The following is a 25,188-nucleotide window of genomic DNA, read 5'->3' on the forward strand; positions in this document are numbered from 1 at the left end:
ACTTGGGTCGCCGAATTTGACATCCAATTGAAAGGCAATCATGAAAATCGTCGTTATCGGTGGCACCGGCCTGATCGGCTCCAAAACCGTTTCCATCCTGCGCCAGGCCGGCCATGAAGCCATTGCCGCTTCGCCCAGCCAGGGCATCAACAGCTACACCGGCGAAGGCCTGCGCGAGGCCTTGGCCGGCGCGCAGGTGGTGATCGACCTGGCAAACGCGCCCTCATGGGAACCCGGCGCCGTGCTGGACTTCTTCCAGGCCACCAGCCGCAACTTGCTGGCGGCGGAAGCCGAGGCGGGCGTACAGCACCACGTGGCGTTGTCCATCGTCGGCACCGACCGCATGCTGGACAACGGCTACTTCCGCGCCAAGGCGGCGCAGGAGCAGCTGATCCAGGCCGGCGGCATCCCGTACACCATCGTGCGCGCCACCCAGTTCATGGAATTCCTCGGCGGTATCGCCGACGCCGGCGCGGCAGGGGAGGTGGTCAAGCTGGCGCCCGGCCAGTTCCAGCCCATCACGGCGGACGACGTGGCCGCCGTTGTTGCTGAAGTGGCAACGGTGGCGCCGCGCAGCGACACCATCGACATCGCCGGCCCGGAACGCGCGCCGCTGAACCAGTTCATTGCCCGCTACCTGAAAGCCGTGGACGACCCGCGCCAGGTGCTGGCCGATCCGGAGGCGCGCTATTTCGGCGGCCGGGTAGCGGAGCTGTCGCTGGTGCCGCTGGGCGAGGCGCGCCTGGGCCGCATCAACCTCGACGAATGGCTGCGCCGCGCGCAGGCCGCCGCCTGATCGGCAGAAATGGCGGGGTTTTCCGGCTCTGCTTGGGGCTAGGTCTGCCGGGCTGATGTTTGATAATGCTTATTCAGAAGTCCCGGCGGGTGCCGGGGCGCACGACTAAGCGAGAACCACCATGCAAGCACAACTGGCACAGCCCCTCGACGCAGCAACTGAAGCAGCCGCTCAGGCCAATGATGCCCCCGTCCTGCCTCTGCAAGAGTCCGCTGAACCGGCGCCGCGCGGCGCCATGGACATGAGCGCCATCAAGGAAGCCATCGCCCGCGTGGAAGCCGAAGCCAAGGCCGCCTGCGCCGCCGAGAGCCGTGCCCACGCCGAAGCGCGCGCCCGCGCCCTGGCCGACGACCGCGCCGCCATCGACGCGGCCGCCGCGGCCGCCGCGCAGCAAAGCGCGCAGGCGGCCGAGGAAGCCATTGCCGCCAACCGCGAACGCCTGGAAAGCCTGCGCGCCGCCGCGCAAGCCAGCATGGCGCGCCTGGAAGCGGTGAAAATGGAAACCGCCGAACTGCGCGCCCGCGCCGAAACCGACACCCAGATCCGCCTGGCCGCCGAGCAGCGCGCCCGCGCCGAGGAAGAAAGCCGCAAGCGCGCCAGCGAACAGATCGCCACCGAATCCGAACTGGCCGAGCAGGCCGCGCGCGCCGCCGACGAGCTGAGCGCGCAAACCGAACAAGCGCGCAAGCAGGCCGCCGAGCGCCTGGCCGCCGTGCAGGCCGCACGCGAAGAGATGGTCGGCATCGCCTCCGCCGACGCCCGCCTGGCCACCCTGGCGCGCGAACGCGAGCGCCATGCCTATGGCGCGCGCCAGACCGCCGACGCGCTGGCCACGGCCGAAGCCGAAGCGCTGGAACTGACCGTGCAGCGCGAGCGCGCCGACCAGATCGCGCTGGAAGCGGCCTTCAACCGCGCCGCCGCCGAAGCGCGCGCGCTGGAAGAGGCCCGCGCGCTGGCGCACCTGGAGCAGGAGCGCGAAGCCATCGCCCTGGCCAAGGCCGAGTCCGAGCGCAGCGCCGCGCAGTCGCTGCACCTGCGCCTGCAGACCGAAAAGGAAATCCGCGACGCGGCCGTGCAGCGCGAGCGCCTGGAAGCGGTGGCCGCCGCCAGCGCCCAGGCCCGCCGCGACGCGGACGCGCGCATCATCAGCGCCACCGAAGCGCGCATCGAAGTGGACCGCCAGTTGCGCGCCGTCGCGCTGGCGCGCTTCGAGGCCGAGCAGCAGGCAGAAATCGACACCCTGGCCAAGGTGGAAGCCGAAGCGCAGGCGCTGGAGCAGGCCCGCCTGCGCCAGGCCGCCGAGCAGGCCGCCGCCGAAGCGGCCCGCGCCGACAGCCTGGAGCAGCAGCGCGCCGCCCAGCTGGCCGACGAGCGCACTGCGCTGTCGCGCGCCGCCGTGGAACTGGCGGCCGCGCAGAATGCCGCGCAGCAGGCTGAAGTGGCTACCCTGGCCGCCCAGGTCGAGGCGCAGAACGCCGCCACCGCGCTGGCCGAAGAGAAGGCTGCCCGCGCCGCCGAGTTGCTGGCCGCCGAGCAGGCCCGCGCCGCCGCCGAGCAGCAAGCCATCGCCGCGCTGAAACAGCGCCTGCAAGCCGAAGAGGGCGCCGCCGCAGCCGCCCAGGCGCGCAGCGCCGCCGAACAGCAGCAGGCCGAAGCGCTGCGCCTGCAGCAGGCCGCCGACGAAAGCCTGGCAGCGGCGGCCGGCAAGGAAGCCGCCGCGATGCAGCTGATGGCGGAGCAGACCACGCTGGAAGCCGATCAGAAGGCGGTCGCCGCCCAAGCCGTGGCCGCGCAGGCGCGCCTGGCGGTGGAGCTGAGCGCAGTGCATGTGCAGCGCGCGCAGGTGGAAGAAGAGAAGGCCGCCAAGGCCGCCGAGCTGTTGCAGGCCGAGCAGGAGTTCGTGGAAACCGAACGCCATTCGCTGGCCGTGATCGACCAGAAACTGACCCAGCAGCGCCTGGCCAACGCCGCCGAGGCGCGTGCCGCCAAGTCCATCGAAAGCCGCCTGGAGTCCGAGCGCGCCGCCACCGCCGCGCTGCGCGCGCAGGCCGATGCGGAACAGGCGCAAGCCGATCTGGCCCGCGAGCATGAGCGGGCGGTGCTGGCCGCCGCCCAGGCCGCGCAGGACAAGGCCAATGAGCAGAAGGCGTTGGTGGAAGCGGCGCAGGCGCACGCTGCGATGCAGCGCAAGGTGGCCGACACCACCCAGGCCATGACGCAGGCGAAGCAGAAGCTGCTGGAACTGGAAACCCGCCGCCAGCACGCCGCGCAGAATGCACTGAACGCGATTGAAGAGAAATTGGCAGCCGACGCGGCGCAGACCGCGCTGGTGGAGGAGAACGCCTTTGCCGCAACCCTGGCCGCGGCGCGCGCGCGCGCCGAGCACGAGCAGTCGGAAACCATGGCGCGCGACGTGATCGGCCGCTTGAAGGAGACTGCCGGCGCGGTGTGGCGCGGCCGGTGAGACGCTGGCGGGTTGCGCGGCCCTGCCGCTCGGCGCGCCCCGCTAACCCGCCTTGCGCAACACGGCAGGCTGTGACGGGATGTAGGGCGGGTTGGCGCGGAAACCGCGTAACCCGCTTTTGTTATTGCGCCGGGACTTGCAGGCGTTCTGCGTAGTACTCGGTTTCGCCGAAGCAGTCGGTCGGCACGCCTTTGTGCTGGGCGTAGGTAAGCAGGACGCGCTTGCCGGTGGCGGCGGACATCTGCTTGGCCAGCTCGGGGTCGCGCACGCTGAACTGGAATTTTTCCGGAATGGCGCCCGGCATCGACGTCAGCAGCAGCTCGCCTTCCCAGGTCTTGCAGATCCAGCCCCGTTTGGAGAATTTCTGCAGGTAGCCTGCGCGTTCGCCTTCCGAATAAGACACGCTGAGCGTGATCCAGGTGTAGGCGGCGAACAGCAGGCCGGCGCCCAGCACGAGCGCCAGCAGGAGATATTTGATGCGGGAAGTTGGTTTGATCATGTGATTCGCTGGTTTGGGTGGCAACCTTGCGATCTTATCATTCCCCGGCCATCCGGCGGCGGTATCGTACCGACGACCACAGCGACACCAGGATGAACGCCACCCCGGACAGCCCCGTGAACCATTCGGGAATGTGGTACTTCACGCTGGCCAGCATGATCAGCGCCAGGATGCCGATGGCATAGTGCGCGCCGTGTTCCAGGAAAACGAACTCATCCAGTGTGCCCTTGTGCACCAGGTACACCGTCAGCGAGCGCACGTACATGGCGCCGATGGCCAGCCCCAGCATGATGATGACCACGTCCGAGGTGATGGCGAAGGCGCCGATCACGCCGTCGAAGCTGAACGAGGCGTCCAGCACTTCCAAATACATGAAGCCGCCGATGCCGCCCTTGGCCAGCGCCACCCCCGTGACCGGGTCGTGTTCCTTGCTCTCGAGCAGGCTGCTGATCCAGTCCACCGCCACGTAGACCGCCACCCCGATGACCCCGGACGACAGCACGCTGAGCTTTTTCGCTTCCGGCACCAGGCCCACGCAGGCCAGGATGCCCAGCAGCGTGAGCAGGATGGCCAGGCCGGCGGTGCCCAGCGCGCCCAGCTTTTCCTCGATCCAGCCCAGCCAGTGCAGCTCCTTTTCCTCGTCGAACAGGAAGTTGAGGAACACCAGCAGCAGGAAGGCGCCGCCGAAAGCCGCCACCTCGGCGTGCACGCCGTTCAGGTAGCGCGAGTATTCGTCCGGCGTGGCGAGCGCCATATCCCACACCTCCAGCAGACCCAGGCCGGTGGCGAAGGAGACGATCAGCAGCGGGAACAGCAGGCGCATGCCGAACACCGCCACCAGGATACCCACCGTGAGAAACAGTTTTTGCCAGAACGCGTTCCAGTCGCGCAGTACGGCGGCGTTGACGACCGCATTGTCGAACGATAGCGACACTTCCATCACGCCCAGCACCGCCGTGATCCACAGCGCGGTCAGCATGCCGCTGACGCCGCCCCGGCTGTAGCCCCACCAGCAGGCAGCCAGCATGAGTACGATGGTGACCAGGATGGATATTCTGAAATGTTTCATGTGGGTCCTTATTGGTTCCTTCTGTGGTTTTTCCGCTGTGGTTGCCCAGCAAAGCCGGCATGTCGATTTTATATGACTTGCTATCGCCGTCCACAGCCATTCTGCGATAATGGATGGATTGCCACAAAGGAATTCCGATGGATCTCGCCTATTTGCTTACCCCTGTCATTACCTGGACCGCCGTCGGTCCAATCAAATTTTTGATCAATAGCGCCAAAGCGCGCCGCTGGGCCTTCAACCTGGTCGGCAACGGCGGCTTTCCCAGCAACCACAGCGCCGTGGTGTCCAGCATGGCCACCCTGATCGCGCTGCGCGAGGGCATGGGGCATCCGGCCTTTGGCGTGGCGGTGGCGCTGTGCTTTATTGTCATCATCGACGCCAACAGCCTGCGCCAGCACGTGGGACGCCAGGCCGCAGCCATCAACCGGCTGGCCCAGGAAGGCGCCGGCGCGCAGGACGGCAAGCAGCCGGGCGCGCATACCTGGCTGCGCGAACGCATGGGCCACACGGTGGTCGAAATCATCGGCGGCCTGTGCACCGGCATCGCCATCGGTCATTTGGTCCACGCTTTGTTTAGCCGATGATTTGCGGTCTATCCGCTATTTCAGCATTCCAGCCACAAAAACCCGCAGTCTGGCCCCCTGCGAATTGACACTGCCATCTGCTCCCCGGATACTCTGCGGCTTGCAGAAACATGCATTTAATAACAGCAAAGTAGTCCTATCCTCTGGAGATTTATATGTTGCGTAAAACCCTCATAGCTTTCGCCGTCGCTTCAGCGCTCGTCGCTTGCGGCAAGTCAGACAAAGCGCCGGAGGCCGGCAAGGCCAGTGCGTCGGCCAAGGCCGACGATAAGAAGTTGGCTACGCTGCAAATCGCCCCAGAGGATCTGGTCACGCTGGAAACCAATGCCCTGGCCTCCGGCCCGGTCATCACCGGTTCCATCGAGCCGGAACGCAAAGCCGACATGCGCGCCGAAGTGGGCGCCGTGGTGATGCAGGTGCTGAAGGAAAACGGCGAGGCGGTGAAGAAGGGCGACCTGCTGGTGCGCCTGGACGACACGTCGCTGCGCGATTCCATGAGCTCGGCCAGCGAGGCGGTACGCGCCTCCACCCAGTCGCTGGAGCAGGCCGAGCGCGTGCTGGCGCGCCAGAAGACGCTCAAGTCGTCCGGCATGGTGTCCTCGCAGGTGCTGGAAGACGCCGAAGTGCGCCGCAACAATGCCCAGAGCGACCTGTCGGCCGCCAAGGCGCGCCTGGTGGCGGCCAACCAGCAGCTGTCGCGCACCCTGGTGCGCGCGCCGTTCGACGGCATCGTCTCCGAGCGCAAGGTGTCGGCCGGCGATACCGCCCAGGTCGGCAAGGAACTGGTGAAAGTGGTCGATCCGTCGTCCATGCGCTTTGAAGGCCGCGTCTCGGCCGACAAGGTGGGCGTGGTGAAAACCGGCCAGAACGTGGTGTTCGCCATCAACGGCTACCCGGGCCAGAACTTCAGCGGCAAGGTCAAGCGCGTCGATCCGGCCGCCAACTCGGTCACCCGCCAGGTGGAAGTGCTGGTGGAATTTGCCGACAAGGCCCGTCCGGGCGTGGCCGGCCTGTTCGCCGAAGGCCGCATCGAGGCTGCCAGCACCGCTGCCCTGATGATCCCGGAATCGGCGCTGGTCAAGCAGGGCGACGACACCTTCGCCTGGAAGATCAAGGACAAGGCCCTGGTGAAAGCCCGCCTGGACATCGGCGCGCGCGACGCGCGCAGCGGCGCCTGGCAGGTGGAAAAAGGCCTGGCTTCGGGCGATATGGTGCTGCGCGCGCCGTCGTCGGCCTTCCGCGACGGCCAGAAGGTTGAAATGCAGCAGCCCAAGGCGGTGGCCTCGGCCGGCGCGGCGGCGCCTGCGGCAGCCAGCAAAGGAAACTAAGCCATGTTCCTCTCCGATTTCAGTATCAAGCGCCCCGTCGCCATGATCGTGCTGATCGTGGCGATGATGGCCATGGGGCTGCTGGCGCTGTCCAAGCTGCGCGTCAACCAGAACCCGGACGTCGACATTCCCGTCCTGATCGTCAACATCCCGTATCCTGGCGCCTCGCCGGAAACCGTGGAGCGCGAGATCGTCAACCGCCTGGAGAAATCGCTGCAAAGCATTTCCGGCGTGACCGACTCGTACAGCACCTCGCGCGAGGGCAGCGCCACCATCGAACTGCGCTTCGCCTTCGACAAGAACCTGATCGAAGCCTCGGACGAGGTGCGCAATTCCATCGCCTCGGTGCGCTACAAGCTGCCGACCGAGATGCGCGAGCCGATGATACAGCGGGTCGACGACTCGGCCCAGCCGGTCATGCAGATCTCGCTGTCGTCCAAGAACCTGTCGCACGCGGGTATTTCGCGCCTGGCGGAAGACAAGCTGGCCGACCGTTTCCGCGCGCTGGACGGCGTGGCGGTGGTCAACGTCAACGGCGCGCTGCGGCGCGAGCTGTCGGTGCTGCTGCGCGCCGAGAAGCTGCGTGAATACAATGTGTCGGTGGCCGAAGTGGCCAGCGCGCTGCGCATGCAGAACACCAACGCCCCGGTGGGCAAGGTGCGCGGCGCCCTGGACGAGAAGGCGATCCGCCTGGTCGGGCGCATCGAGCGTCCGGAAGAGTTCCAGGACGTGGTGGTCAAGCGCCGCGGCGACGAACTGATCCGCCTGGGCCAGCTGGCCACGATCGAAGACGGCTTTGCCGAAATCAACAACATCAGCCTGCGCTCGGGCAAGTCCAACGTCGGCCTGTCCATCATCCGCTCGCGTGAAGCGTCCACCGTCAGCGTGGCCAAGGAAACCCGCGCGCTGGTGGCTGAAATCAACAAGGAACTGGGCGAGACGGCGTCGCTGGAAATCACCCAGGACGGCGGCGAAGACGCGCAGGATTCCCTGAACAATGTGATCGAGGCGCTGGTGTTCGGCGCCGTGCTGACCATTTTCGTGGTGTACGCCTTCCTCAATTCGTGGCGCTCGACCCTGATTACCGCGCTGTCGCTGCCGACCTCGGTGGTGGCGGCCTTTATCGCGGTGTGGCTGTGCGGCTTCACCCTGAACTTCATGACCCTGCTCGGCCTGTCGCTGGCGATCGGCGTGCTGATCGACGACGCCATCGTGGTGCGGGAAAACATCGTGCGCCACATGCAGATGGGTTCGGACCGCCGTAAGGCCGCGCTGGACGGCACCGCCGAAATCGGCCTGGCCGTGGCCGCCACTACCTTCTCCATCATGGCCGTGTTCATTCCGGTGGCCTTCATGCCGGGCATGCCGGGCGAATGGTTCCGTCCGTTCGCGCTGACCGTGACCTGCTCGGTGGCCGTGTCGCTGTTCATTTCCTTCACGCTGGACCCGATGCTGTCGGCTTACTGGGGCGACCCGGCCGACCACCACACGGCGCAGAAGAAAGGCATCGGCAAGGTACTGGACAAGTTCAACCACTGGTTCGACCACCAGGCCGACCGCTACGGCAAGGTGATCGCCTGGGCGTTGCACCACCGCCGCTGGATGGCCGTGATCGCCTTTGCCACCTTTGTCGGCGCGATCGCCCTGCAGGCGAAATGGGGCGGTACCAGCTTCCTGCCGAAGTCGGACTTCGGTTCGCTGGCCATCGAGGTGCGCACGCCGTCCTCGTCGAGCCTGGAATACACCAAGATGAAGATGTCCAAGGCGGCGCAAATCGCCCACACCATCAAGGAAGTGGAAGCGACCAGCACCTATGTGAACCTGTCGGGCGGCCGCATCTGGGTCGACATCGGCAAGCGTTCCAAGCGCGACCGCGACGCCACCGAGATCGGCGTGGAACTGCGCCAGAAACTGGCCGGCCTGGTGGGCGGCGAGTTCGTGGTGCTGGACGACCTGTCCAACAACGCCCGCAAGCCGGTGCAGATCGACTTCGTCGGCCCGGATTCGCGCAAACTGATGGAAATCACCAACACCTTCATGGACAAGCTGCGCCAGGTGCCGGGCGCGGTGGACGTCGGCCTGTCCGAGCAGGATCCGAAGGACGAGCTGCAGATCGAACTGAACCGTTCGCTGGCCAACTCGATGGGCATTTCGGCCGGCGACGCGGCGCAGGCGCTGCGCGTGGCCTTCGCCGGCATCGAAGTGGGCGACTGGGTCGATCCGACCGGCGAAACGCGCGACGTGGCGGTGCGCCTGCACCCTGAAGACCGGGTCAGCCTGGACAATATCGAGCGCCTGCCGATCGGCGTGTCCAACACCAATATGATGGTGCCGCTGGACCAGATCGCCCGCGTCACCATGGGCAAGGGCCCATCGACCATCCGCCACAAGAACGGCAAGCGCACCATTTCGGTGTCGGCCAACGTGGAAGGCCGCGCGCACGGCGAAGTCATTTCGGACGCGATGAAGCTGGCCAAGTCGCTGGACTACCCGCCCGGTTTCGGCCTGGCCGTGGGCGGCTCCGGCAAGGACCAGCAGGAAGTGTTCACCCAGATGGGCATTTCGCTGGTGGCGGGTATCGGCCTGATGTACCTGGTGCTGGTGATGCAGTTCGGTTCCTTCACGGCGCCGGGCGCGGTGATGCTGTCCCTGCCGCTGTCGCTGATCGGCGTGGTGGTGGGCCTGCTGCTGACCGGCGGCACCCTGAACCTGATGAGCTTTATCGGCGTCATCATGCTGATGGGCCTGGTGGCCAAGAACGCCATCCTGCTGCTGGATGCGGCGCGCAAGCGGGAAGAGGAAGGCTACGGCCGCGAGGATGCGCTGATGTATGCCGGCCGCATGCGGCTGCGTCCTATCCTGATGACGACCTTTGCGCTGATCGCCGGCATGATGCCGGTGGCCATCGGCATGGGCGAGGGCGGCGAGTTCTACCGCCCCATGGCGATCGCCATCATCGGCGGCACCATTACCTCCACCTTCCTGACCCTGCTGGTGGTGCCGACCTTCTACGACAGCATCGAGATCGCCCGCGACCGTATGGTGGCCAAGTTCCACCGCCGCGATGCGCGCTGGGGCTCGGCGCTGGCCTTCTTGCTGACCTTCGTCGAGGCGCTGCTGACGCTGGTGTTCGTGCGCCTGGTGTACCGCCTGCTGAAATGGGTGGTGCTGAAGCTGACCGGCCGCGGCGGCGCCAGCCTGAAACCCGCCGCCTGATCCGCCCGCCCGGGCGCCGCGCTGACAAGGACCCTGCGGGGTCCTTTTTTTATCGGTTTAGTAACTCAAGGCAACTGCTTCATAAATGTAGTATGCTACGCCCCCGCCTGGCGCCGGCGATCCGCCGCCGGGATAACACATAGCAAACGACATCGCACTGCTCCTTGAGACTGACATTGAAACCTGACTACCTGCCCCTGATCGTGGCCGCCGCGCTGGCCGCCATGTCCACCTCCGCCGCCGCTTCCGGCTACCGTTTCGGTTCCCAGAGCGTGGCCGCGCAAGGCACCGCCGACGCCAACGCGGCCGAAGCGGCCGACGCCAGCACGCTGTTCTACAATCCGGCCGGCATGAGCCGCCTGCCGGGCCAGCACTTCAGCGCCGGCACCACCGCCGTGGTGCCGCACTCGACCTACACCGACACTGGCTCCAAGCGCTTCACCGGCACCGCCACCGGCGGCGCCGCCACCGACGAGTACGCGCCGGACTTCGTGGTGGCTCCTTCGCTGTACTACACCAAGCAGATCAACAGCCAGTGGACCGCCGGCATGGGCCTGTTCGTGCCTTACGGCACCAAGCTGAACTACGGCGACAACTGGCACGGCCGTTACGCGCTGACCAATATCAAGCTGGAAGCCATCGCGCTGAACCCGTCCGCCTCGTTCAAGCTGAATGAGCGGCATTCCTTCGGCTTCGGTGCGACCGCCGAGTTCATGAAGGCCGAGCTGGGCCAGGCGGTGGACGTGCCGGGCACCGTGGCCGCGCTGGCGGGCACGCCCAACAGCGCCGCGCTGGTGCGCCAGATCGTGGCGCTGGGCGGCAATCCGGCCGCGCTGGCGGCGGTGAAGGACGGCCGTGGCGAGAACGACGGCAAGGACTGGGGCTTCGGTTTCAACCTGGGCTATATGTTCCAGCTGAACCAGGACACCCGCTTCGGCATGTCCTACCGCTCGCCCATCTCGCACAAGCTGAAGGGCTCGACGGTATGGGACTTTTCCCGCGTGACAAGCGACCAGGTGGTGAACAAGGTGCTGGCGGCCAGCTCGCGCAAGGTAAATTCGGCGGCCCTGGTGGCGCTGCGCACGCCGGAAACGCTGTCGCTGAACGGCTTCCACCAGATCAACGCGCGCTGGGCCGCCATGGGCGACGTGACCTGGACCCGCCACTCGCGCCTGGGCGACCTGCACATCGAGTTCCCCGGCACGGACGAGGGCGACGAAGTGATACGCCAGCAGTGGAAGAACACGGTGCGCGTGTCGCTGGGCGCGAACTATCAGTTCGACGACAAGCTGACCCTACGCGGCGGCATCGCGCACGACCAGACGCCGGTAAACGGCGACCAGCTGCGTCATCCGGCACTGCCGGACAGCGACCGCAACCAGTTGTCCTTCGGCGCCAACTACACGCTGTCGCCGCGTGCGTCGATCGACCTGGCCTACAGCTACCTGCACTTCAAGGATGCCCATGCCGACTACCGCAACAACTGCTCGCCGCTGACGGCTGCTTGCACCGGTAACGGTGAAACCACGCGCGGCACCTACCAGACCCGTTTGCAACTGCTGGGCGTGGCGTTCAACTACCGGTACTAAGCAGTTTTAACCGGTGCCCGGCCCCGTGGGGCGCAAAGAGGCAGGCTGTCCCGCGAGGGCAGCCTGCTTTGTTGTTGTGCTTATTGCTTGGGCGGCTGCGTATCCTTGTTGGTGCCGCTGCCGGTGGTGCCCGAGGTGCCGGACGTGCCGCTGGATGGCGGCGTGGTTGGCGTAGCGCTTGGATCGGTCGGCGTGGCCGGTGCCGGCGTGGTGGTGTCGGGCGCCGGAGTTGGCGTGGGCGTGGCGGCCGGCGGGGTGGTGGTGGCCGGCGTGGCCGGCGCGGTAGTGTCGGTGGCGCCGGTGCTGGTACCGGTGTCGGCGGCGCGGTCCTTGCAGCCCGCCAGGGTGGCGGTGGCGAGTACTGCGCTCAACAGCAGCGTGGTGCTTAGTGCTTTCATGATCTTTCCTTTCACGGTGAGTAAGTCAACTTGCCTATGGAAATGCTCGCCAGAATAAGTCCTATCGTTTGCCTGCTTGTTGTTTGCCGGCTATTAGAGTCCTTTGCGGTGCGAAGGTTCCGCTCGTCGCTTGCGTTTTCAGGCCGGCGCCAGCGTGCGCAGCAGCGCCGGCACTTCGGCCGAGATTTCGCGCGCCAAGTAGCCCAGCGTGCCATAGCGCAGCGCCAGCTGGTCGCCGGCCGCTGCGTGCAGCGCCACGCCCCATGCGGCCGCCTGTTCCAGTGCGCAGCCGCGCGCTGCCAGGCCGGCAATGATGCCGGCCAGCGCGTCGCCCGAGCCCGAGATGGCCAGGCCGATGTTGCCGCCCTCGTGTTCCCACAGCTCGCCGCCGGGGGCGGCGATCACGGTCAGCGGCCCCTTCAGCGCCACCACCGCGTTCCAGCGTGCCGCGTAGCGCAGCGCCATGCCGTGCGGCTCGGCCTGCACCGCCTGCCGGGATTGCCCGCACAGGTGGGCCAGTTCGCCTGCGTGCGGCGTCAGCAGCACCGCCTCGTCGAAGCGGAAGTGCTCGCTGTCCACCGGCTCGGCCAGCAAGTGCGGTTCGGCCGGCGGGCGCAGCAGCTCCATGGCTCCCGCATCGAGGATGATCTTGCAGCCCGCGAAGCGCGGCAGCAAGGCGCGCACCAGCTCCGTGCTGGCGGCCTCGTCCTGCATGCCGGGTCCGACCAGCAGCGCATCGACCTTGGGGGCCAGTTCGCCCAGCTTGCGCGCGGCCTCGATGGAAAAGCCGCCGCCGGCCGTTTCCGCCAGCGCGATCACGCGCGCTTCCGGCAACGCGGCCGCCACGTGCGGCGCGGTGCTGGCGGCCGTGGCCAGGGTCAGCTTGCCGGCGCCCGCGCGCAGCGCCGCCGTGGCCGCCAGCAGGGCCGCACCCGGCATTTCGCGCGAGCCGGCCACCACCAGCACGTGGCCGCGCAATTCCTTGTCGCTGTCGAAGTTGGGCAGCGGCAGCGGCCATTCGCGCAAGGTGCGCAGGCTGATATCGATGGCGTAGGTCTTGTTGCTGGGCATGGCGGTCAGGATTTGGGAGCGGCCGGCATGTCCGGCTTGGCGGTGACCGGCGTGCCGGTCTGTTCCAGCGGCGCCACGAAGTTGGCGCCCTGTAGCACCAGCTTGCCGCGCTTGCCGGCCGCCGGATCGAAGACATATGAGGTGACGCCGCAGTTGGGCACGTCGGCCTCGCGGTCCACCGCCAGGATTTCGGACTCGTCCATGCGCTCCAGCAGGTAGCGGAAGCAGTTGACGATGACCTGGTGGCCGACGATGAGCACGCGGTCGCCCCGGTACTCGCGGGTGATGGTGTCGAGCACGCTGCGCAGGCGCAGGATCACGTCGCACCAGCTTTCGCCGCCCGGCGGGCGGAAATAGAACTTGCCCACGTGCTTGCGCTGCTCGGCCAGTTCGGGGAATTTGTCGGCAATGCCCAGCGGCGTGAGCCGGTCCAGGATGCCGAACTCCTTCTCGCGCAGGCGCTCGTCGGCAATCACCGTCAGGCGCTCGCGGCCCAGCTGTTCGATGACGGCGGCGGCGGTGCCGGCCGCGCGCACATAAGGGGAATGCAGCACCACGTCGGGCTGCTGCGCGGCGGGCAGGGCGCCGAACCAGGCCGCCAACGCGCGCGCCTGGCGTTCACCCAGCTCGGACAGGGGCACGTCGACGTCGCGGTGGGCGATATCGATCAAAAACTGCGAGGCCGCCTCGGCCGCCTCGCGCGCCACGTTGCCCGCGCTCTGGCCATGCCGCACGAGCCACAGTTGCTGGGGCCACTTTTGTTCCATGCCGGCTGCTCCATTCGAGAAGAAGTCCGGCCCATGCTAGTCGAATTTACAAAAGTGTGTCGCGAGGATGCTTAGGCTGCTTTACTTTCCTGTTCCGTTTCGCCGTCCTCGCCCAGCTCGGCGTCGGCGTTGAACACGGCCATATCGGTTTCGCCCAGCGCGCGGCTGGTGAGGGTGCCGGCCATGATGGAGCCGCTCACGTTGAGCGCGGTGCGGCCCATGTCGATCAGCGGCTCGATGGAAATCAGCAGCCCGGCCAGCGCCACCGGCAGGTTCATCGACGATAGCACGATCAGGGCGGCGAACGTGGCGCCGCCGCCCACCCCGGCCACGCCTACCGACCCGACCGCGATGATGGCCAGCAAGGGCACGATGAAGCCGGCCGTAAACGGGTCGATGCCCACGGTGGGGGCGATCATCACCGCCAGCATGGCCGGGTAGATGCCGGCGCAGCCGTTCTGGCCTATGGTGGCGCCGAAGGAGGCGGCGAAGTTGGCGATGCCTTCCGGCGTGCCGAGGCGGCGCGTCTGGGTCTGCACGCTCATCGGGATGGAGCCGGCGCTGGTGCGCGAGGTGAAGGCGAAGGCCAGCACCGGGAAAATCTTCTGCACGTAGCGCAGCGGGTGCAGGCCGGCCGCCGCCACCAGCGCCAGGTGCACGCAGAACATCAGGATCAGCGCGCTGTACGAGGCCAGCACGAAGCCGATCAGGTTGAGGATGTCCGCATAGCTGGACACGGCCACCAGCCCGGCCATCAGCGCGAACACGCCGTACGGCGTCAGGCGCAGCACCAGGGTCACCATGCGCATCACGATGGCGTGCGCCACCTTGATGAAGTGGTCGAAGGAGGCGAACAGTTCCGGCTTCTTGTCGTGGATGCCGATGGCCGAGACGCCGACGAAGATGGCGAAAATGACCACCGCGATGGTGGAGGTCTTGCGCGCACCGGTCAGGTCGAGGAAGGGATTGGCGGGGATAAAGCTGATCAGCATGCTGGGCAGCGAAATGGCCTGGGCGTCGCCCAGTTTGCCCTGCAGGTAGGCGCCGCGCGCCGCCTCGGCCGCGTTGGCGGTCAGCCCCACCGCGCTCAGGTTGAACAGCTTGGCCATCAGGATGCCGATGCCGGCGGCCACGATGGTGGTGGCAATCAGGGTGCCGATGGTCAGCGCACTGATCTTGCCCAGCGAGGAGGCGTTCTTGAGCTTGAGTATGGCGCCGATGATGGAGACCATGATCAGCGGCATGATGATCATCTGCAGCAGCTTGACATAGCCGGTGCCGACGATGTCCAGGTACTCCGTGGTGGTCTTCAGTTCCGGATGGCCGGCGCCGTAGATGGCCTGGAGGGCGGCGCCCAGCAGCACACCCAGGCCGAGGCCGGTAAATACGCGCACGGTGAAGCTGGCGTGGCGGCTCTGCTGGCGATACATGAAGGCAAGCAGCGCCAGCGCTGCCGCGAGATTGAAAATTACATTGAATGCCATTCGCCGGCCCTGGACTTGTGGTGGTGGATAAACAGTTGCCGGGCCATTTTAAGGCAATTCCTACGCCGGTGTCAGACCTCTACCTTGTTGTACTTGAGCCAGCGCGCCATGGCGTCGTCGCGCACCGGGCCGGGCGGCTGCTCCTGCACGCTGAGCTGGGTTTGCAGCAGCCAGCGGAACAGCGCCTCTTGCGCCTTGAAGGCGGTGGCCGGCGCGTGGATGGTCAGGCAGACCAGCGCCTGCCGCGTCCACAGGCTGAGTACCATATAGTGGCTGACGTCGTCCACGCCCGGCAACGCACCCTGGTATTCGGTGGCCACGCCCTGCACCCGCATGCCCCAGTTCTCGCCTTCCAGGCGGTAGGGACGCTTGACCTGGCTCAGCCACGGCATTTCCTCGGCCACCTTGCGCAGGCGCAGTTCGTTCCAGTCGTGCACGGTCAGGCTGGTGTTGGCCACGCCGATGGCGGCCAGGTGGCTGCCGCTGGCAATGTCGAACAGCTGGTACACATGGCCGTCCACATTGTCGCACCAGCCCTGCGGCGCGTTCAGCACGATGCCGATGCCGGGGCTGGCGAAGCGCTTCAGGGGCAGGGCGCTGAAGTCCGGCGCCTCGGCTTCGATATGGCAGGCGCAGCCGCACTGCTCCAGCGCCCGGGTGAACTGCTGTGCGCTGTCCAGGTCGATGCCCTTTTTCACGATGGCGGACGGCGCCGCCAGCAGGGTGTGCATCTGCTGCACGCTGCGCTGGAACAGCGCGGCCAGGCGCGCCGCGACTTGCATGGCGTCTTGTCCCGGCTTGGCGCCGCGCGCGATGACGCGGTAGCGTGAAGGCAGGCCAGCTGCGGCCTGGTCGACGGAGTTTGGCATTGCAAATGGAATATTTAACAGAATTGCCGCAAGGATAAAATAAACAGGGGCGCGCAAAATGCACGCATTGTCACTTTCCCAAAAAAAGTTTGCGTGACGGGCGTCAGGACGGTGTGAGCCAGATATCGAAGCTGGTTTCGCCCTGGCCGGTGGCGGCCAGCTTGTGCGCGTAGCCGTGCCGGTTCAGCACTTCGCGCGCGAACAGCAGGCCTATGCCCTGGCCGCCCTTCTTGGTGGTGAAGAAGGGCGTAAACAGCTGGCTGGCGGGCACGCCGCCGAGGCGGTCGCCCGAGTCGATGATGCTCAGGCGCGCGCCGGCGCCGCCCCTGCCGTCTTCCGCTGCCAGCGACAGGTGCACGTGGCCGTCTGGCAGGCCGTGTTCCTGCATGGCTGCTGCCACCGCCTCCATGGCGTTCTTCACCAGGTTGAGCAGCGCCTGCTCCATCAGCTGGCTGTCCATCGGCAGCGCCGGCACCTGGTCGCGCCGTATCCAGGCCAGCTCGATGCCGCGGCTGCGGCACGGCTCGCGGTACAGGCTTACGATGTCGTCCAGGATGGCGCCAATGGCGGCCGGCCGCAGTTCGGGCGCAGGCATTTTTACCACGCGCGTGAAGCGCTCGATGAACTCGCCCAGCCGCACGTTGCGGCGCTTGACGGCCACGATGGCGGTGCTGAAGTCGTCGGCGTCGCGCTCGGCCAGCTGGCTGCGGTAGTACAGCAGCGACTCAAGCACCGAGCCGGTGGCGGCCACGGTGTTGTTCACTTCGTGGCCCAGCACCCGTATCATCTTGTCGTAGGTGGCGTGTTCGGAGTCGGCCAGTTCGGCGGTCAGCTCATCGATCAGCAGGAACTGGCGCGCAAAGCCGCGGTCATGGAAGTGACCGCGCTGGCCCCGGTAGCGCCGCCCGTCGGCATCGCTCAGCAGGCGGCTCGCGCCGAGCGGCAGCGCGTCGAGCTGCTCCAGCAGGCTGCGCGCCCGCGCCCGCGCGGCTGAGGTGGCGGCGACAGCGGCGCTGCCGGTAGCCGCAGCGCTGGTGGCATCGGCGCCGCCGTCCAGCCAGGCGCGCAATGGCTTGCCGAGCGGGGCGTCCAGGCCGAGCAAGGCGCCGGCGCTGGGGTTGATCAGGCTGATATGGCCGTCGAAGTCGAATACGACCACGGCACTGGGGGTTGCCTCCAGCAGGCGGTCCAGAAAGCCGCGTTGCTCGCCCAGGCGCAGGCGCTCCTGGTACAGCGCGTCCAGCATGCTGTTGAACAGGCCGACCAGTTCGCCCAGCTCGCCTTTTTCTTCTCGCCCGCCGGGCTGCGTGCGCAGGCGCGCCGCATAGTCCTGGTCCTGCAGCAGGCCCTGGAAGCGCTGCGTGTAGTCCAGCGGCTCGAGCGCCTGGCGGATCAGGCGCAGGCCCAGCAGCCAGCTGGCCAGCAGCAGCGCTTCCAGGCCGATAAACAGCAGCGGCTGGCTGCGGTAATGCAGCAGCACCGCAGCCAGCAGCAGTGCGTGCAGCGCCGCCAGGTAGAGCTGCAGGCGGCGCCGCAGGCTTAGCATGCCGGCGCTTTCATACCGTGCGCACCGGCGTGCGCGCTCGGATGGCCGCTCACGCGCGCTCCTGGCCCGGCAGCTGCGCTGCGCCGTCGCCGGGTGCGCCGCCCATGCCGTGCCGCTCCAGGCGGCGGTACAGCGCATTGCGGCTCAGCCCCAGCGCCTTGGATACGCGCGAGATATTGCCCTGATGCTGCTGCATCGCCTTTTCTATCATGTGGCGCTCCACCTGCTCCAGCGTCATGCCATCGACGCCCAGGCCCGGGCCGCGCCCGGTGGCCGTGTCGCGCTGCTCGGCATCGAGGAAGTCGGCCTGCGCCAGCTGGCGCTTGCCGGACAGCAGTATGGTGCGTTCCAGCGTCTGCTTGAGCTGGCGGATATTGCCCGGCCATGGCTGGGCGCTGAGCCAGTCCAGCGCGGACTGCGCCAGGCCGATCTCGGCCAGCCCGTAGCTGGCCGCCACCTCGGCCGCGATATGGCGCGCCAGCAGCGGTACATCGCTGCGGCGCTCGCGCAGCGGCGGCAGGCGCAGGGTGATCAGGTTGAGGCGGTAGTACAGGTCTTCGCGGAAGTCGCCGGCGGCCACTTGCTCGGCCAGTTCGCGGTTGGTGGCGGACACCACGCGGATGTCGGCCTGCTCGCTGCGGCTGGCGCCCACCGGCAGGTAGCGCTGGTCCTGCAGCACGCGCAGCAGCTTGACCTGGTCGGCGCGGTTCAGTTCGCCGATTTCGTCCATGAACAGGGTGCTGCCGTGCGCCGCCGCCACATGGCCCTTGCGGCCGGTCTTGGCGTCGGTGAAGGCGCCGCGCACGTGGCCGAACATCTCGCTCTCGAACAGCGAAGGGGTGATGGCGCCCATATTGATCTTCACGGCGGCGTGCGCGGCGCGCGGGCTGTTGCGGTGGATGGCGTCGGCGATCAGCTCCTTGCCGCTGCCGCTTTCGCCCAGGATCAGCACCGGCGCGCGCGTGGCCGCCACCTGGCCCACGGTGGCCAGCAGCTTGAGCAGGGCAGGGTGCTCGCCGACGATGCCGCGAAAGTCGAAATGCCGGTCCAGCGCGGCGCGCGTGGGGGCGGCCGAGGGCGGCGGCGCATTGCCGGCATGGCTGTCCAAAGTGGCGCGGATCAGCGCCACCAGTTGCGCGTTGTCCCAGGGCTTGGTGAAGAAGTTGGCCGCGCCCGCCTGCATGCCTTTCACGGCCAGCGCGATCGAACCCCAGGCGGTCATCAACAGCACCGGCAGGTCGGGATACTGCTGGCGGATGCGGCCCAGCAGTTCCAGGCCCTCCTCGCCACTGGTCTGCAGCGAGAAGTTCATGTCCTGCAGCACCAGGTCGAAGGGTTCGGCCGCCAGCAGTGCCAGCGCGCGGCGCGGCTCGTCGCAGCTGTGCGGCGCCATGCCGGACTGCTTGAGCAGCAAGGCCAGCGATACCAGGACGGCACTGTCGTCATCGACGATGAGGATGCGGGGCTTGCGGGATGATTCCATTGGGGCCATTGAAGCTGGTTGTCCGTTACGGTTGGTCTACTCGTAGTGCAGCGCTTCGGTCGGGCTGAGGCGGCTGGCGCGCCAGCCAGGATACACCGAGCAAAGCAAGGATAGCAGATAGATAATGAGCATCGCCAGCCCCGCCGCCGCGAAAAAAACCTGCCAGTTCAGGCCCGCGCCCAACGCGCCGGTCAGCGGCAATTGCACCAGCAACGCCAGTCCGGCCAGCATGGCCACGCTGCTGAGCAAGAACTGTTCGGCGATGATCTGGCGGTAGATGTCGCCGGCGCTGGCGCCGATGGCGCGCCGCAGGCCGATCTCCGGGATGCGCCGCGTGGTGTTCTGCCACAGCACGCCGAACAGGCCGAAGGCCACCATCAGCAGCAGGAAGGCCGCCACCACCGACAGCACCAGCAGCGGCGCCATGTCCACCTTGTGCATGGCGCTGCGCAAATCGTCCAGCGGCGAGATGGCGAACTCCCAGCCGGGGCGCATGCCTTTCAGCTGCGCCTGCAACACCGCCTCGAAGCTGCGCGGGGTGCCGGCTTTCATGCGCAGCAGGATGGTCTGCGCACCGTGCATGGTGGCGTCCGGGCCGAAGCGCAGCAGCATGTAGGGGCGCGGCGTGGAGAACTCGCCCTGCTGGCGGAAGTCTTCCACCACTGCCCGCACCACGTAGCGGCTGGGAGTGCCGGAGTATTCGCTGCTCATGTATATCTTGCCGACGGCGCGCCCGGCAGCGTCCGGCCCGGGCGCCAGCTGTTCGGCGAACAGGCGGTTGATCACGACCGGCGTGTCGGCCAGCCCGTCGTCGGCAGCCGAGTACCACGCGCCGGCCAGCGCCTGCATGCCGAGCACGGGAAAGAAAGCGTCGCTGGTTTCCATCATGCCGACGCGAACGGCGCGCGCATCCGGCGGCAGGCGGAAGGTGCTGCTCATGTTGGCGTGCTGAAACGGGGAGAAATTGCTGAAGGCGACGTCCTCCACTTGCGGCAGCGCGGCCAGCGTGCGCCTGAAATGGTCGCGCAGCTGGGCATCCCCTTTCATCGGCGGCGTGTCCCTGCTGGTCTTGATCGTCACCGACCACACGTTGCCTGGCTGGTAGCCGAGCGGCATCCGGTACAGCTGCCAGCTGCGCGCACCGAAAGCGGCAATGGCGAACACCAGCACGAAGGCCAGCAGGATTTCCAGCGTCAGCATCAGGTTGCGCGACTTGCGCTTCCAGATCAGTTTCAGCAGATGGCGCAGCATCAGGCGGTTCCCTTCAGGGCATGGACAGGATCGAGGCGGGACATTTTCCAGGCCGGCACCACGCCGGACAGCAGGCCGAACACGGTGGTGACCAGCAGGCCGTAGCCGAACACGGTGAGGTTGAGCTGCACTTTCAGGTAGGGAATGATGGCGGACGCTTCCAGCCAGGCCAGCAAGCCCCAGGTGCACAGCAGGCTCAATCCGCCGCCGGCGAGGCACAGCAGTACATTCTCCAGCAGCAGCTGGCCGGCCAGCTGGGCGCTGGTGGCGCCGAAGGCCTTGCGCACGCCGATCTCGCCGCTGCGCTCCATGATGCGGCCCATGTTCAGGTTCACCAGGTTGAGCGCGGGCAGCAGCATGAACAGCAGCATCAGCACGGCGATCACCGCCAGCACAGTGGTGGCGCCGGAGTCCTCGCTTTCGCTTTGCGTGAGCATGCGCGAGAACAGCTCCAGCTTGCTGTCGGCCCAGAAGTGCGCGGTAGCCCACGCCTTGGGGTCGTCGAACTGGAAGTTGCGCGCTGCGCGCATCACGTCCTGCTTGATCAGTGGCAGGCCGGCCTGGTCGTGCGCCATCAGCAGCGCGGTGAAATTGCCGAACTGCTGGTTGCGGTACTCCGTGGACGCGTAGGTGGTGTGCGGTACCCAGATATCGGAGAAGGCGTTCAAGTGCAGCTCGTCCTGCACCACGCCGATGACCTTGAACAGCTGGCCGCCAGTGCTGAGCGGCTGGCCCAGGGCCGACACGCCGGGGAACAGCTTGCGCGCGGTGGCCGCGTTGATGACAGCCACCATGCGGCCCTGCGCCATGTCGTCCTCGTGCAGCACGCGCCCGGCCAGCAGCGTGAAGTCCAGGATCTGCCAGTACTCGGCATCGGTGCGGCGCAGCAGCAGTTCGCTGACGCGCTCACCCTGGTAGACCGACACCGTTTCCGGGCTCGTGACGGCCGACACCAGCTGCGCCGATTTGATCGGCTTGAGCGATTGTTCGATCAGCTTGAAGCCCAGCGGGCTGCGGCTCCTCTGCTGGTTGTCGGGGCCGCGCGCCTCGATCTTGTGCACTTGCAGATAGCGTCCGCTGCGGCCTTCCACGCCGCTGGGCTGGAAGGCGTTCTGCAGCAGCGCGGTTACCACCAGCAGCACCACCAGCGTGAGCACGATGCAGGCCAGGTTGATGGCGGTGAACAGTTTGCGCCGCATCAACACCTTGAAGGCGGTAAGCAGATAGTTGCGTAGCATGCCGTCCCCTTACGCCACCAGCTGGCCGTCGAACACGCGCACGATGCGATTGGCGCGCCGCGCTTCGGTTTCGTCGTGCGTCACCATCACCACCGTGGTGCCTTCGGCGTTCAGCTTGAGCAGGATGTCCATGACCTCGGCCCCCATCTTGCTATCCAGGTTGCCGGTCGGCTCGTCGGCCAGCAGCACTTGCGGGCGGCCCACAATGGCGCGCGCGATCGCCACGCGCTGCTGCTGGCCGCCGGACAGTTGATTGGGGTAGTGTTCCATGCGCGCGCCCAGGCCCACCTTCTCCAGCGCCTCGCGCGCCAGGCGCTTGCGCTCGGCCGCCGTGACGCCGCTGCGGTAGAGCAGCGGCAGTTCCACGTTGTCGATCACGCGCAGGTCGGCAATCAGGTGGAAGCTCTGGAAGATGAAGCCGAAGGTGCGGTTGCGCAGCCGCGCCACTTCCTTGTCGCGGTAGGACTTCACCGGCGCGCCGCCGACGCGGATGGTGCCCGAGCCGGGCCGGTCCAGCAGGCCGATAAGATTGAGCAGGGTGCTCTTGCCGCAGCCGCTGGGACCCATGATGCAAACGAATTCGGCTTCCTTCACATGCAGGTCGATGTCCTTCAGCGCCAGGGTTTCCACCTTATCGGTCTGGTAGGTCTTGCTTACTTTTTCAAGCTGGATCATGGTCTTCCCTTATTCGACGCGGATGCTGTCGTGTTCCTGGTAGCGGCTGGTGTCGGAGATGATGACGCGCTCGCCAAGCTGGGCGCCGCCGGCGATCTCCACCGCCTTGCCGTCGCCGGCGCCGATGTCGAGCATGGTCTTGCGCGCGACGCCGCCGCGCAGCACGAACACGGCCTGGCGCCCCTTGCCGTTGAAGGCAGGTCCGCTGTCGGCCACCAGCACGTTGGCCTTCTGTTCGATGACGATGTTCACGTCCACGCGCAGCTTGTTGCGCAGCAGCGGGTGGCTGGGCTGTTCGAGCGCCACCAGCAGCTTGACGCTGCCGTTCTGGATTTCCGGCAGAATGGTATGCACGCGCCCCGCCAGCAGCTGCTTGCCTTGCTCCACGCGCACCGCCTGGCCGGGACTGAGCAGGCGCGTGTGGAAGTCCGACAGCGTGGCTTCCACGCGGTAGTTGGCCAGGTCGGACACCTTGGCCACCAGCTGGCCGACGGCGACCGCCGCACCTTCCTCGGCCGCGAGGGAAGTCAGCATGCCGGCGAAGGGCGCCCGCACCCGGGTTTGCGCCAGCAGGATCTGCTGCTGGTCCAGCTGCTTTTGCAGGATGGACTTCTGCAGCCGCGCGCCTTCGATGCCGCTGGCGGTGCTGCGGCGGTTGTCTTCGATCAGTTCCTTCTGCTGGCGCAGCTGCACCTCGATGCGCTGCACGTTCAGCTCCGCCGTCAGCATGTCCTCGCCGGACACCGCGCCAACCTTGCGCAGGGTGGCGTAGCGCTCGCGCTTGGCGCGCGTGCTTTGCAGGTCCAGCTCCAGCAGCTCGATGGCGCTGGCATACTGTTTGCGCTTCTGGTCCATCTCCAGCGTCAGGCCGAGGATGCGGTTGTCCTGCTGCGCGATCTGCTCCTGGATGGCGTCGATGGCAAGGCGCACGCTGCGGTCGTCCAGTTCCAGCAGCAGTTCATGCGCCGCGACCTGCTGTCCCAGCTTGGCGTGCACCTTGGCCACGCGGCTCTGGATCGGGCTGGGCACCAGTTCCTCGTGCTCGGGCACCACAATGCCGGAGGCGCTGACGGTGCTGGCGATGCTGCCGCGCCGGATCTCGGCCACGCTGATGTCGTTCCTGCTCACGCCGGGACTGGCCGCGCGGTTGATCCCCCACGCGGCTGCGCACACCAGCACGAGGGCGCCGATGCCGGCGGCCAGCGTGCGGCGCCGGCGGCGGTTGATGATGCGGGGATCGAGGGCAGTGTCCATGGCGGTGCGCGTTGCAAGAGATGCTGCTCCTGTTGCAAGGCCTGTGCCAGGACCGCGTGCGGGTGGTTTTTTGCCGTGATATCAAGGGCTTGGATGCGCTGCGGGCGTGCCGGGCGCGGCGCTACGGCCGGGACGATTGCCCGCCACAGGGCAGGACTGCCCGGAACCGGGCAGTCCCTTGCGGCTTTAGTTCAGCACCACGTTCCAGTTTTTCTCCACGCACCTGGCATAGTTGCCGGGAATGAGGGCGCTGTACGGGGTCTGGTAGCTCACCAGTTGGCACTGGTAGTCGCCGCCGCTGTTCCAGTTCTTTTCCCAATAGATGCTGTAGGCGGCGGAACTGGATGGGCCGAAGCGCTGCATGGTGGCGCAGGAGAGCTGCTCGCCCGCCGTGTTCCAGCCCAGGTCCGCCGCGAACTGCTGGTAGTAGTCGATGCGGTTCTGCGCCGCCGCCTTCTCCGTGCCGGTGCCGCATTCGGCGTTGATGATCATGATGGTGGTGGCGAAGTTGTTGCCGGCGCCCGCCGCCGCGTCGGCCGCATTCGGTATCCAGGTGCCGTCGATCACGTGCAGCATGGACGGCTTGGGCGGCTGCGGGTAGACGAAAAAGAAGGTCGCGGAAGCGAGGTTGAGCCAGGTCGATGCCACCAGGTCCGGGTCCTTCAGCAGCACGGACTGGTCGCCGTCGTGCATTACCTGCGAGAAGGGGCCGTAGTTGTAGTTGTAGGAGAGCTGCTTGGCGCCGCGTCCGAAATACTTCTTGTAGCTGCCATCGGCGTTTTTGCCGCAGGTCCAGACCGAGTTGAACACCGGGTCGGCGCATTCTGTGTTGTAGCCGCAGCCGGTGCCGGTTTCGTCGCAGCCCATCTCGCGCAAGTACTTCAGGCCCTGGCGCCACTGCGGCAGCGGGATGCTGGCGTTATGGTCGCCGGTTTCCTGGGCGAAGTGGGCGAACATGGTGGCCAGCGTGCGGCGGCAGATGTTGTCGGCGTTGCGGCTGTCGGTGTAGTCATCGCAGACGGCGGGGAACTTGGCCACCGCCTGCAGGAATCGGCGGTAGGTGTAGCTTGGCTCGCGCATGCCGAAGTAGAAGTCCCACCTGGCGGACGACAGCAGGCGCTCGACGCGCTTGACGTTGACCGGGTTCGCGGCGGCGCCGGGCGTGACCGCTTCCACGGCGGGGTTGTCCAGCGTGCGGATGCTGGCTTTCACCTTGCGGAAGAAGTCGTTGTTGGTGAGTTCGGCTTCGCGTGCTTCGGCCTGGGCTTTCGTGGGGATGCCGCCGGGCGGCGTGCCGGGGCCGGGATCCGGCCCCGGGTCGGTGGCCTCGGCGATGTATTTCCAGGGACCGTAGGTGTCGGCCGTGCTGGGGGCGCTACTTTGGGTCCACCATTTGGCTTCGTATTGCTTGCCAAGGTGGATGGCGCACATGCCGGCGGTGTAAACCTGGGTGGTCGACCAGGTGGGGCAGGATGCGGCCGCGGCTGAGGTCGAGGCGGTGCCGGCCAGCAGGCGCCGGGCGGCGCCGGTTTGTGACGCGGTGTCGCTGCCGCCGCAGGCCGCGAGCAGGGCGGCAAGCAGCGGCGCGTAAAATCGGATGGGCATGG

Annotated in this window: 20 protein-coding genes; 6 read left to right on the plus strand and 14 right to left on the minus strand. The window is 67.0% G+C overall.

Going from position 1 to position 25,188, the window contains the following annotated elements; genetic code table 11:
* The first annotated feature begins 40 nt into the window (after nucleotides 1-40).
* Nucleotides 41-796: an SDR family oxidoreductase gene (locus tag AC6H42_RS10000; RefSeq protein ID WP_497547935.1), complete on the plus strand. Its 756-nt coding sequence runs from the start codon at nucleotides 41-43 to the stop codon at nucleotides 794-796.
* 121 nt (nucleotides 797-917) lie between these two features.
* A complete protein-coding gene (locus tag AC6H42_RS10005) occupies nucleotides 918-3,260 on the plus strand; it encodes a coiled-coil domain-containing protein (RefSeq protein ID WP_057155245.1) in 2,343 nt (780 codons plus the stop codon).
* Between the two features lie 121 nt (nucleotides 3,261-3,381).
* Here the strand turns inward: AC6H42_RS10005 and AC6H42_RS10010 are convergent, their stop codons facing one another.
* Both AC6H42_RS10010 and AC6H42_RS10015 read right to left on the minus strand, forming a co-directional pair.
* Nucleotides 3,382-3,759, minus strand: coding sequence for a DUF8785 domain-containing protein (locus tag AC6H42_RS10010; RefSeq protein ID WP_057155247.1), 378 nt, complete (start codon nucleotides 3,757-3,759; stop codon nucleotides 3,382-3,384).
* Nucleotides 3,760-3,796: 37 nt separating this feature from the next.
* The gene (locus tag AC6H42_RS10015) at nucleotides 3,797-4,828 is read right to left on the minus strand and encodes a DUF475 domain-containing protein (RefSeq protein WP_057155249.1); all 1,032 of its coding nucleotides are present in this window, start codon (nucleotides 4,826-4,828) and stop codon (nucleotides 3,797-3,799) included.
* 137 nt (nucleotides 4,829-4,965) lie between these two features.
* On the opposite strand from AC6H42_RS10015, the gene AC6H42_RS10020 reads away from it, so the two are divergent.
* The 4 genes from AC6H42_RS10020 (at nucleotide 4,966) to AC6H42_RS10035 (ending at nucleotide 11,545) form a co-directional block, all read left to right on the plus strand.
* Nucleotides 4,966-5,412, plus strand: a complete 447-nt coding sequence (locus AC6H42_RS10020; protein ID WP_057155251.1) for a divergent PAP2 family protein — start codon at nucleotides 4,966-4,968, stop codon at nucleotides 5,410-5,412.
* A 155-nt stretch (nucleotides 5,413-5,567) separates the two neighbouring features.
* On the plus strand, nucleotides 5,568-6,740 hold the full coding sequence (locus AC6H42_RS10025; RefSeq protein WP_057155252.1) for an efflux RND transporter periplasmic adaptor subunit: 1,173 nt from the start codon (nucleotides 5,568-5,570) through the stop codon (nucleotides 6,738-6,740).
* 3 nt (nucleotides 6,741-6,743) lie between these two features.
* Nucleotides 6,744-9,956 (plus strand): efflux RND transporter permease subunit, encoded by a 3,213-nt coding sequence (locus AC6H42_RS10030; RefSeq protein WP_057155254.1) that lies wholly within the window; start codon nucleotides 6,744-6,746, stop codon nucleotides 9,954-9,956.
* Nucleotides 9,957-10,132: 176 nt separating this feature from the next.
* The gene (locus tag AC6H42_RS10035; RefSeq protein ID WP_497547936.1) at nucleotides 10,133-11,545 is read left to right on the plus strand and encodes an OmpP1/FadL family transporter; all 1,413 of its coding nucleotides are present in this window, start codon (nucleotides 10,133-10,135) and stop codon (nucleotides 11,543-11,545) included.
* An 80-nt stretch (nucleotides 11,546-11,625) separates the two neighbouring features.
* Here AC6H42_RS10035 and AC6H42_RS10040 read toward each other — a convergent pair whose 3' ends face one another.
* The 12 genes from AC6H42_RS10040 to AC6H42_RS10095 form a co-directional block, all read right to left on the minus strand.
* A complete protein-coding gene (locus AC6H42_RS10040) occupies nucleotides 11,626-11,943 on the minus strand; it encodes a hypothetical protein (RefSeq protein ID WP_497547937.1) in 318 nt (105 codons plus the stop codon).
* Nucleotides 11,944-12,081: 138 nt separating this feature from the next.
* A complete protein-coding gene (locus AC6H42_RS10045) occupies nucleotides 12,082-13,014 on the minus strand; it encodes an NAD(P)H-hydrate dehydratase (RefSeq protein WP_497547938.1) in 933 nt (310 codons plus the stop codon).
* A 5-nt stretch (nucleotides 13,015-13,019) separates the two neighbouring features.
* Nucleotides 13,020-13,781 carry a histidine phosphatase family protein gene (locus AC6H42_RS10050; protein ID WP_057155262.1) on the minus strand — a complete coding sequence of 254 codons (762 nt, stop codon included), beginning with the start codon at nucleotides 13,779-13,781 and terminating at the stop codon, nucleotides 13,020-13,022.
* A gap of 71 nt (nucleotides 13,782-13,852) precedes the next feature.
* Nucleotides 13,853-15,265, minus strand: a complete 1,413-nt coding sequence (locus tag AC6H42_RS10055; RefSeq protein WP_057155264.1) for an L-cystine transporter — start codon at nucleotides 15,263-15,265, stop codon at nucleotides 13,853-13,855.
* Between the two features lie 71 nt (nucleotides 15,266-15,336).
* The gene (locus AC6H42_RS10060) at nucleotides 15,337-16,134 is read right to left on the minus strand and encodes a hypothetical protein (RefSeq protein ID WP_497547939.1); all 798 of its coding nucleotides are present in this window, start codon (nucleotides 16,132-16,134) and stop codon (nucleotides 15,337-15,339) included.
* A gap of 103 nt (nucleotides 16,135-16,237) precedes the next feature.
* Nucleotides 16,238-17,680: a sensor histidine kinase gene (locus tag AC6H42_RS10065; RefSeq protein ID WP_057155268.1), complete on the minus strand. Its 1,443-nt coding sequence runs from the start codon at nucleotides 17,678-17,680 to the stop codon at nucleotides 16,238-16,240.
* 49 nt (nucleotides 17,681-17,729) lie between these two features.
* Nucleotides 17,730-19,163 (minus strand): sigma-54-dependent transcriptional regulator, encoded by a 1,434-nt coding sequence (locus tag AC6H42_RS10070; RefSeq protein ID WP_057155270.1) that lies wholly within the window; start codon nucleotides 19,161-19,163, stop codon nucleotides 17,730-17,732.
* A 36-nt stretch (nucleotides 19,164-19,199) separates the two neighbouring features.
* Nucleotides 19,200-20,414 carry an ABC transporter permease gene (locus AC6H42_RS10075; protein ID WP_057155272.1) on the minus strand — a complete coding sequence of 405 codons (1,215 nt, stop codon included), beginning with the start codon at nucleotides 20,412-20,414 and terminating at the stop codon, nucleotides 19,200-19,202.
* Nucleotides 20,414-21,652 carry an ABC transporter permease gene (locus tag AC6H42_RS10080; protein ID WP_497547940.1) on the minus strand — a complete coding sequence of 413 codons (1,239 nt, stop codon included), beginning with the start codon at nucleotides 21,650-21,652 and terminating at the stop codon, nucleotides 20,414-20,416. Before AC6H42_RS10080 ends, AC6H42_RS10075 begins: the two co-directional genes overlap by 1 nt.
* Nucleotides 21,653-21,661: 9 nt before the next feature.
* Nucleotides 21,662-22,327: an ABC transporter ATP-binding protein gene (locus AC6H42_RS10085; RefSeq protein ID WP_497547941.1), complete on the minus strand. Its 666-nt coding sequence runs from the start codon at nucleotides 22,325-22,327 to the stop codon at nucleotides 21,662-21,664.
* A gap of 9 nt (nucleotides 22,328-22,336) precedes the next feature.
* The gene (locus AC6H42_RS10090; protein ID WP_057155276.1) at nucleotides 22,337-23,581 is read right to left on the minus strand and encodes an efflux RND transporter periplasmic adaptor subunit; all 1,245 of its coding nucleotides are present in this window, start codon (nucleotides 23,579-23,581) and stop codon (nucleotides 22,337-22,339) included.
* A 186-nt stretch (nucleotides 23,582-23,767) separates the two neighbouring features.
* Nucleotides 23,768-25,186: a glycoside hydrolase family 19 protein gene (locus AC6H42_RS10095; protein ID WP_497547942.1), complete on the minus strand. Its 1,419-nt coding sequence runs from the start codon at nucleotides 25,184-25,186 to the stop codon at nucleotides 23,768-23,770.
* Nucleotides 25,187-25,188 lie beyond the last annotated feature (2 nt).

It is taken from the genome of Massilia sp. NBRC 108631, from assembly GCF_059704565.1.